This is a genomic window from Citrobacter sp. wls757, from assembly GCF_005280935.1.
Taxonomy (GTDB): domain Bacteria; phylum Pseudomonadota; class Gammaproteobacteria; order Enterobacterales; family Enterobacteriaceae; genus Citrobacter; species Citrobacter portucalensis.
This window is the reverse complement of sequence record NZ_SZWU01000034.1, coordinates 304,038-312,871: the sequence shown is the minus strand read 5'-3', so window position 1 is coordinate 312,871 and position 8,834 is coordinate 304,038. Positions and strand designations below refer to the sequence as shown.

5 protein-coding genes and 1 pseudogene are annotated in these 8,834 nt (G+C 55.6%); 5 read left to right on the top strand and 1 reads right to left on the bottom strand.

Annotated features, from left to right (window positions below; genetic code table 11):
• Nucleotides 1-777 (top strand): molecular chaperone (yegD, locus tag FDW94_RS24030; RefSeq protein ID WP_249358380.1); only part of this gene is annotated, 777 nt, incomplete at its 5' end.
• Nucleotides 778-876: 99 nt separating this feature from the next.
• Here yegD and FDW94_RS09885 read toward each other — a convergent pair.
• The gene (locus FDW94_RS09885) at nt 877-936 is read right to left on the bottom strand and encodes a type I toxin-antitoxin system Ibs family toxin (RefSeq protein ID WP_100280300.1); all 60 of its coding nucleotides are present in this window, start codon (nt 934-936) and stop codon (nt 877-879) included.
• 279 nt (nt 937-1,215) lie between these two features.
• Here FDW94_RS09885 and FDW94_RS09880 point away from each other — a divergent pair, with 279 nt between their 5' ends.
• The 4 genes and pseudogenes from FDW94_RS09880 to FDW94_RS24025 form a co-directional block, all read left to right on the top strand.
• Complete coding sequence (locus FDW94_RS09880) at nt 1,216-2,463, top strand: MdtA/MuxA family multidrug efflux RND transporter periplasmic adaptor subunit (RefSeq protein ID WP_137377509.1); 1,248 nt, start codon at nt 1,216-1,218, stop codon at nt 2,461-2,463.
• Nucleotides 2,463-5,585, top strand: a complete 3,123-nt coding sequence (locus FDW94_RS09875; RefSeq protein ID WP_137377508.1) for an MdtB/MuxB family multidrug efflux RND transporter permease subunit — start codon at nt 2,463-2,465, stop codon at nt 5,583-5,585. The genes FDW94_RS09880 and FDW94_RS09875 overlap by 1 nt, the downstream gene beginning before the upstream one ends.
• Nucleotides 5,586-8,666, top strand: a complete 3,081-nt coding sequence (gene mdtC, locus FDW94_RS09870; RefSeq protein ID WP_137377507.1) for a multidrug efflux RND transporter permease subunit MdtC — start codon at nt 5,586-5,588, stop codon at nt 8,664-8,666.
• Nucleotides 8,663-8,834, top strand: a pseudogene (locus FDW94_RS24025) (multidrug transporter subunit MdtD); the annotation flags it as partial. The gene mdtC and the pseudogene FDW94_RS24025, both read left to right, overlap by 4 nt.

Genomic DNA, 8,834 nt, shown 5'->3' with positions numbered 1-8,834 from the left:
GAGCCGGTAGCGGCGGGACTGGATTACGAAGCGACGCTGCAGGAAGAAAAACGCGTGTTGGTGGTGGATATCGGCGGGGGTACGACTGACTGTTCACTGCTGCTGATGGGGCCGCAATGGCATCAGCGCGCCGATCGCGAAAACAGCCTGCTGGGACACAGTGGCTGCCGCGTAGGCGGGAACGATCTGGATATCGCGCTGGCGTTTAAACACCTGATGCCACTGCTAGGTATGGGCGGTGAGACTGAAAAAGGTATCGCCTTACCGATTCTCCCCTGGTGGAACGCGGTCGCAATCAACGACGTTCCCGCGCAAAGTGATTTCTATAGCAGCGCCAACGGTCGATTGCTCAACGATCTTGTCCGCGACGCGAGAGAAGCCGATAAAGTCGCTCTGCTGCTTAAAGTCTGGCGCGAGCGTCTGAGCTATCGCCTGGTGCGCAGTGCAGAAGAGAGCAAAATCGCACTCTCCGACCAGACTATTGTAACGGCGGCGATACCGTTTATCAGCGACACGCTGGCAACCGATATCAATCAACACGGACTGGAAGCTGCGCTCAATCAGCCCCTGGCGCGTATTCTCGAGCAGGTCCAGCTGGCGCTGGACAACGCACAGGAAAAACCAGACGTGATTTATCTGACCGGCGGCAGCGCGCGTTCGCCGCTGATTAAAAAAGCCCTCGCCCAGCAGCTTCCCGGGATCCCTATCGCGGGTGGCGATGACTTCGGTTCTGTCACCGCCGGACTGGCCCGCTGGGCTGACGTTGTTTTCCGCTAAGCCGCTCGCACGCTGAAAAGTGTGCGTATTGACATCATCCTTGCTGTGGCTTATTTTCAGGAGTGAGGGTTAGGGAAGGTTTCCCCTCCCCCTGGTGTCTTAGTAAGCCGCGAAGCTAATGACTAAGAGTATCACCAGTATGATGACCTGCTTCATCATAACCCTTTCCTTATTTTGGCCCCTTCCTCGGGAGGGGCTTTCCCGTTCCAGTGTCCTGCTGAAATCTCTGGCTTTCCTCCTTTTTGCCTTGTCAGCACTCTATCGCACAATTGCGTATTCGCTATCTTCACCACCGATTGTTGCGTAACGCCTCGCAAAGCCGCGTCAGCATTCAGACGAATCCCGACAGTGTTTCATAATTCCTCCATTTTTCTCCCTTGTTCACTGGCTAAACTAGTATCATTCCGCGAATCGTTTCAGGATGAGAAACTCATAACAATGAAAGGCAGTAATAAATCCCGCTGGGTGATAGCAATCGTGATCGTCGTGGCCGCCGTCGCCGCCATCTGGTTCTGGCAAAGCCGCAGCGCATCCCAGGGAACCGCACCGGGCGCGACCAAACCCGCGCAGCACACGGCGGGGTCAGGACGGCGTGGAATGCGCTCCGGACCGTTGGCTCCCGTGCAGGCTGCCACCGCCACCGAGGAAGCCGTGCCACGCTATCTGACAGGGCTGGGGACCGTTACTGCCGCAAATACCGCCACGGTGCGTAGTCGGGTGGATGGTCAACTCATTGCCTTACACTTTGAGGAAGGACAACAGGTTAAAGCCGGTGACCTGCTGGCAGAGATAGATCCCAGCCAGTTCAAAGTTGCTCTGGCTCAGGCGCTGGGACAACTGGCAAAAGATAAAGCCACGCTGGCGAATGCCCGTCGCGATCTTGCCCGCTATCAACAGTTGGTTAAAACCAATCTGGTCTCCCGTCAGGAGCTGGACGCCCAGCAGGCGCTGGTCAACGAGACGTTAGGCACAATCAAAGCGGATGAAGCCAGTGTCGCCAGCGCTCAGTTGCAGCTCGACTGGAGCCGGATAACCGCGCCTGTCGATGGTCGTGTCGGCCTGAAACAGGTCGATGTCGGTAACCAAATTTCCAGCGGCGATACCACCGGAATCGTCGTCATTACGCAAACGCATCCCATCGACCTGATATTTACGTTGCCTGAAAACGACATTGCTACCGTGTTGCAGGCACAAAAATCGGGGAGCCAGTTGAAGGTCGAAGCCTGGGACCGAACCAATTCGCAAAAGCTGAGCGAAGGCGTCCTGCTCAGTCTCGACAATCAGATTGATGCCACCACCGGAACAATCAAAGTTAAGGCTCGTTTTAACAATCAGGATGATGCTTTATTCCCTAACCAGTTCGTTAACGCCCGCATGCTGGTCGACACGGAACAAAATGCCGTTGTGATCCCAACTGCCGCCCTGCAAATGGGTAACGAAGGCCACTTTGTCTGGGTACTGAATAGCGACAATAAAGTGAGCAAACACCTGGTTAAACCGGGTATTCAGGATAGCCAAAAAGTGGTGATTGCCGCCGGGCTTTCTGCGGGCGATCGGGTCGTGACCGACGGGATTGACCGTCTGACGGAAGGCGCAAAAGTCGAAGTCGTTGAGGCGCACGACGCCTCTGTTTCCGACGAGAAAACAGCGCCACGCGGATACGGCAAAAAAGGAGCTAACTCCTGATGCAGGTGTTACCTCCGGACAACACAGGCGGACCATCGCGCCTGTTTATTCTGCGCCCCGTCGCCACCACGCTGCTGATGGTCGCGATTTTGCTTGCCGGAATTATCGGTTATCGCTTCTTGCCAATCGCCGCCTTACCTGAAGTGGATTACCCCACGATTCAGGTCGTTACGCTCTACCCTGGCGCCAGCCCGGACGTCATGACCTCGGCGGTCACCGCACCGCTTGAACGTCAGTTTGGACAGATGTCTGGCTTAAAACAGATGTCATCACAAAGCTCCGGTGGCGCATCGGTCGTTACGTTACAGTTTCAACTGACGCTCCCGTTGGATGTTGCCGAGCAGGAAGTTCAGGCCGCGATTAACGCCGCCACCAATTTATTACCCAGCGATCTCCCTAACCCTCCGGTCTACAGCAAGGTAAACCCGGCAGATCCACCGATCATGACGCTGGCGGTCACATCCAGCGCCATGCCGATGACGCAGGTGGAAGATATGGTCGAAACCCGCGTCGCGCAGAAAATCTCTCAGGTCTCCGGCGTGGGTCTGGTAACACTTTCCGGTGGGCAACGTCCGGCGGTCCGCGTGAAGCTTAACGCTCAGGCCATTGCCGCACTCGGTCTGACCAGCGAAACCATCCGTACGGCCATTACCGGTGCCAACGTCAATTCGGCAAAAGGGAGTCTTGATGGCCCAACGCGTGCCGTTACCCTTTCAGCCAACGACCAGATGCAGTCCACGGATGAATATCGTCAGCTCATTGTTGCCTATAAAAACGGGGCACCGGTTCGTCTGGGCGATGTTGCCACCGTTGAGCAAGGGGCCGAAAACAGCTGGCTGGGCGCATGGGCCAATAAGCAACAAGCTATAGTGATGAATGTTCAGCGTCAGCCTGGCGCAAACATCATCTCCACGGCAGACAGTATCCGCCAGATGCTGCCGCAGCTCACCGAGAGCCTGCCCAAATCGGTTAAGGTCAGCGTACTTTCCGATCGTACAACCAATATTCGTGCGTCCGTAGCGGATACCCAATTTGAATTGATGCTGGCGATTGCGCTGGTAGTCATGATTATCTACCTGTTTTTGCGCAATATTCCGGCAACCATTATTCCTGCGGTCGCCGTACCGTTATCGTTAATCGGTACTTTCGCGGTGATGGTATTTCTTGATTTCTCCATCAACAACCTGACCCTCATGGCGCTAACCATTGCGACAGGTTTTGTGGTGGATGACGCTATCGTGGTTATCGAGAATATTTCACGCTATATCGAAAAAGGCGAAAAACCGCTGACTGCTGCCCTGAAGGGCGCGGGCGAGATTGGTTTTACCATCATCTCTCTGACATTTTCACTGATCGCCGTACTGATCCCACTGCTATTTATGGGTGATATCGTAGGTCGATTATTCCGGGAGTTCGCTGTGACGCTGGCCGTGGCGATTCTGATTTCCGCCGTTGTCTCGCTCACTCTTACGCCGATGATGTGCGCGCGTATGCTGAATCAGACCTCATTGCGTAAGCAAAACCGCTTCTCCCGTGCCTCAGAGCGCATGTTTGATCGCGTTATTGCCGGGTACGGCCACTGGCTGGCGAAAGTGCTCAACCATCCGTGGCTGACGCTCAGCGTGGCGCTTGGTACGCTGGCGCTAAGCGTCGTGCTGTGGGTCTTTATTCCCAAAGGCTTCTTTCCGATCCAGGATAACGGCATTATCCAGGGCACGCTGCAGGCACCGCAGTCCAGCTCATTTGCCAGCATGGCCCAGCGCCAGCGTCAGGTTTCAGATGTCATTCTGAAAGATCCGGCGGTAGAAAGCCTGACCGCTTTTGTCGGTGTGGACGGCACTAATACGGCATTGAACAGCGCGCGCTTACAAATCAACCTTAAGCCTCTGGATGAACGCGACGATCGGGTGCAGAAAGTGATTGCGCGCTTACAAGACGCGGTTGACAGAGTTCCCGGCGTTGACCTCTATCTTCAGCCCACTCAGGACCTGACGATTGATACTCAGGTCAGCCGGACGCAATATCAGTTCACGCTGCAAGCGACATCCCTTGATGCCCTCAGCACCTGGGTTCCACAGTTGATAGCAAAACTAAATCAGCTACCGCAACTGTCCGATGTCAGTAGCGACTGGCAGGACAAAGGGCTGGTAGCATATGTGAACGTCAATCGTGACAGCGCCAGCCGTTTGGGCATCAGCATGTCAGATGTTGACAACGCCCTGTACAACGCCTTCGGCCAGCGACTGATTTCAACCATCTACACCCAGGCAAATCAGTATCGCGTGGTGTTAGAACATGACACCAACAATACGCCAGGGCTTGCGGCACTGGATACAATTCGTCTGACCAGTAGCGACGGCGGCATAGTACCGCTCAGCGCGATCGCCAGTGTTGAACAGCGTTTTGCCCCGCTGTCGATTAACCACCTCGATCAGTTCCCGGTCACCACCATCTCGTTCAACGTGCCAGACGAGTGGTCGCTGGGTGATGCGGTACAGGCCATTCTGGATACCGAAAAAACGCTTAACCTGCCCGCAAATATTACCACCCAGTTCCAGGGCAGCACGCTCGCCTTCCAGGCCGCGCTGGGAAATACCATCTGGTTGATTGTGGCTGCGGTTGTCGCGATGTATATCGTCCTCGGCGTGCTGTATGAGAGCTTTATTCACCCAATTACTATTCTCTCCACGCTGCCGACGGCGGGCGTCGGGGCGCTCCTGGCGTTAATGATTGCCGGGAGCGAACTGGACGTCATCGCGATTATCGGCATTATTTTGCTCATCGGTATCGTTAAGAAAAACGCCATCATGATGATCGACTTTGCCCTTGCCGCGGAGCGCGAACAGGGAATGTCACCACGCGATGCCATTTTCCAGGCCTGTCTGCTGCGTTTTCGCCCGATCCTGATGACTACACTGGCAGCGTTGCTCGGCGCGTTGCCACTGATGTTAAGTACCGGCGTGGGCGCAGAGTTACGTCGCCCATTAGGTATTGGCATGGTCGGTGGGCTGTTGGTGAGTCAGGTATTAACCCTGTTTACCACCCCGGTGATTTATCTGCTGTTTGACCGTCTGTCACTGTATGTGAAAAGCCGCTTCCCGCGTCAGGAAGAGGAAGCGTAAATGAAATTTTTCGCGCTTTTCATTCATCGTCCGGTGGCGACCATTCTTATTTCGGTGGCCATCACCCTGTGTGGCATACTCGGATTTCGTCTGCTGCCGGTCGCTCCGCTACCGCAGGTGGATTTTCCGGTGATCATGGTCAGCGCATCGTTACCGGGTGCCTCACCCGAAACGATGGCGTCCTCGGTCGCAACTCCGCTGGAGCGCTCGCTGGGGCGCATTGCGGGCGTGAACGAAATGACATCAAGCAGTTCACTTGGCAGTACGCGTATTATTCTCGAATTCAAATTCGACCGTGACATCAATGGCGCGGCGCGGGACGTTCAGGCCGCAATTAACGCCGCGCAAAGTCTGCTACCCAGCGGGATGCCGAGCCGACCAACGTATCGCAAAGCCAACCCTTCCGATGCGCCAATCATGATCCTAACGCTGACGTCGGACACGTACTCGCAGGGCGAACTTTACGATTTCGCATCAACCCAACTGGCGCAAACCATCGCGCAAATCGACGGCGTGGGCGACGTGGACGTTGGAGGCAGCTCTCTGCCTGCCGTGCGTGTAGGGCTTAATCCGCAAGCGCTGTTTAACCAGGGCGTGTCGCTGGATGACGTGCGTAGCGCAATTGACAACGCCAACGTGCGTAAGCCGCAGGGTGCTATCGAGAATGATACTCACCGCTGGCAGGTCCAAACCAACGATGAGCTGAAAACCGCCGCCGAATACCAGCCGATTATCATCCACTACAATAACGGCGCGGCGGTACGACTGGGCGACGTTGCGTCTGTGACCGACTCGGTGCAGGACGTACGCAACGCGGGGATGACCAATGCCAAACCGGCCATTCTGCTGATGATCCGCAAGCTACCGGAAGCCAATATTATTCAGACGGTAGACAGCATTCGCGCCAAATTGCCGGAGCTACAAACGCTGGTCCCGGCTGCTATCGATCTGCAAATCGCCCAGGACCGCTCGCCGACTATTCGCGCCTCGCTGGAAGAAGTCGAACAGACGCTGATTATCTCCGTGGCGCTGGTTATCCTGGTGGTCTTTATTTTCCTGCGCTCCGGGCGTGCGACGCTGATACCCGCGGTAGCTGTTCCGGTCTCGCTGATCGGTACCTTTGCCGCCATGTATCTGTGCGGATTCAGCCTGAACAACCTGTCGTTGATGGCGTTAACCATTGCCACGGGATTTGTCGTCGATGACGCCATCGTGGTGCTGGAAAATATTGCCCGCCACCTGGAAGCAGGAATGAAGCCGCTCCAGGCAGCGTTACAGGGTACGCGCGAAGTGGGATTCACCGTGCTCTCCATGAGCCTGTCGCTGGTGGCGGTGTTCCTGCCACTGCTGTTAATGGGCGGATTGCCTGGACGCTTGCTACGCGAATTTGCCGTCACGCTGTCGGTTGCTATCGGTATCTCACTGCTGGTGTCGCTGACATTAACGCCAATGATGTGCGGCTGGATGCTCAAATCCAGCACCCCGCGCGAACAGTCTCGCAAGCGGGGTTTTGGTCGTGTGCTAGTGGCGCTGCAACAGAGTTACGGCACCTCGCTTAAATGGGTGCTGCGCCATACGCGGCTGGTAGGCGTGGTGTTACTTGGCACCATCGCGCTGAATATCTGGCTTTATATTTCCATCCCCAAAACCTTCTTCCCGGAGCAGGATACGGGTGTATTGATGGGTGGGATCCAGGCCGACCAGAGCATCTCATTTCAGGCCATGCGCGGCAAACTGCAGGACTTTATGAAGATCATCCGCGACGACCCGGCGGTGAATAACGTCACCGGTTTTACCGGTGGTTCGCGGGTCAACAGCGGGATGATGTTTATTACCCTCAAGCCACGTGATGAACGCCGTGAAACGGCTCAGCAGGTGATCGACCGCCTGCGCGTCGCGCTTTCAAAAGAGCCAGGTGCGAATCTGTTTTTAATGGCGGTGCAAGATATTCGCGTTGGTGGACGCCAGGCCAACGCCAGCTATCAATACACATTGCTGTCCGACGATCTCGCGGCGCTGCGTGAGTGGGAACCGAAGATCCGTAAGGCGCTTGCCGCCCTGCCCCAACTGGCAGACGTCAACTCCGATCAGCAGGACAATGGCGCGGAGATGAATCTGATTTACGATCGCGACACCATGTCTCGTCTGGGGATCGACGTGGCAGCCGCCAACAGCCTGTTGAATAATGCTTTCGGACAACGACAGATCTCTACCATCTATCAGCCGATGAACCAGTACAAAGTGGTGATGGAGGTCGATCGACGTTACACCCAGGACATCAGCGCACTGGACAAAATGTTCGTCATCAACAATGACGGTAAAGCGATCCCGTTATCGTACTTTGCTAAATGGCAGCCGGCGAATGCGCCACTGTCTGTGAACCATCAGGGCTTGTCTGCCGCCTCAACCGTGTCGTTTAACCTGCCGACAGGTTCTTCGCTGTCAGAAGCGACAGAGGCCATCAACAGAACCATGACCCAGCTCGGCGTCCCTTCCACGGTTCGCGGTAGCTTTGCCGGTACCGCACAGGTATTTCAGGACACCATGAATTCGCAGGTGATCCTGATTATCGCCGCCATCGCCACGGTCTATATCGTGCTGGGGATGCTGTATGAAAGCTATGTCCATCCGCTGACCATTCTCTCCACGCTACCTTCGGCTGGCGTCGGGGCGTTGCTGGCGCTGGAACTGTTCAATGCCCCGTTCAGCCTAATCGCCCTGATAGGGATCATGCTATTAATTGGCATTGTGAAGAAAAACGCCATCATGATGGTCGATTTTGCGCTGGAAGCGCAGAGAAACGGCAAACTACAGCCGGAAGAAGCTATTTTCCAGGCCTGCCTGTTGCGCTTTCGCCCAATAATGATGACCACGCTGGCGGCGTTGTTTGGCGCGTTGCCGTTGGTGTTATCCGCAGGAGATGGCTCTGAACTGCGTCAGCCTTTGGGGATAACCATTGTCGGTGGGCTGGTCGTGAGCCAGCTCCTGACGCTGTACACCACGCCCGTGGTCTATCTCTTTTTCGACCGTCTGCGTCTGCGTTTTTCGCGTAAAAACAGCAAACCGGTAGCAGAGTTATGACAGAACTTCCCGACAGCACCCGCTGGCAACTTTGGATTGTGGCATTTGGCTTTTTTATGCAGTCGCTGGATACCACCATCGTTAACACCGCGCTTCCCTCGATGGCGGCAAGCCTCGGGGAAAGCCCGTTACACATGCATATGGTCATTGTGTCATATGTTTTAACTG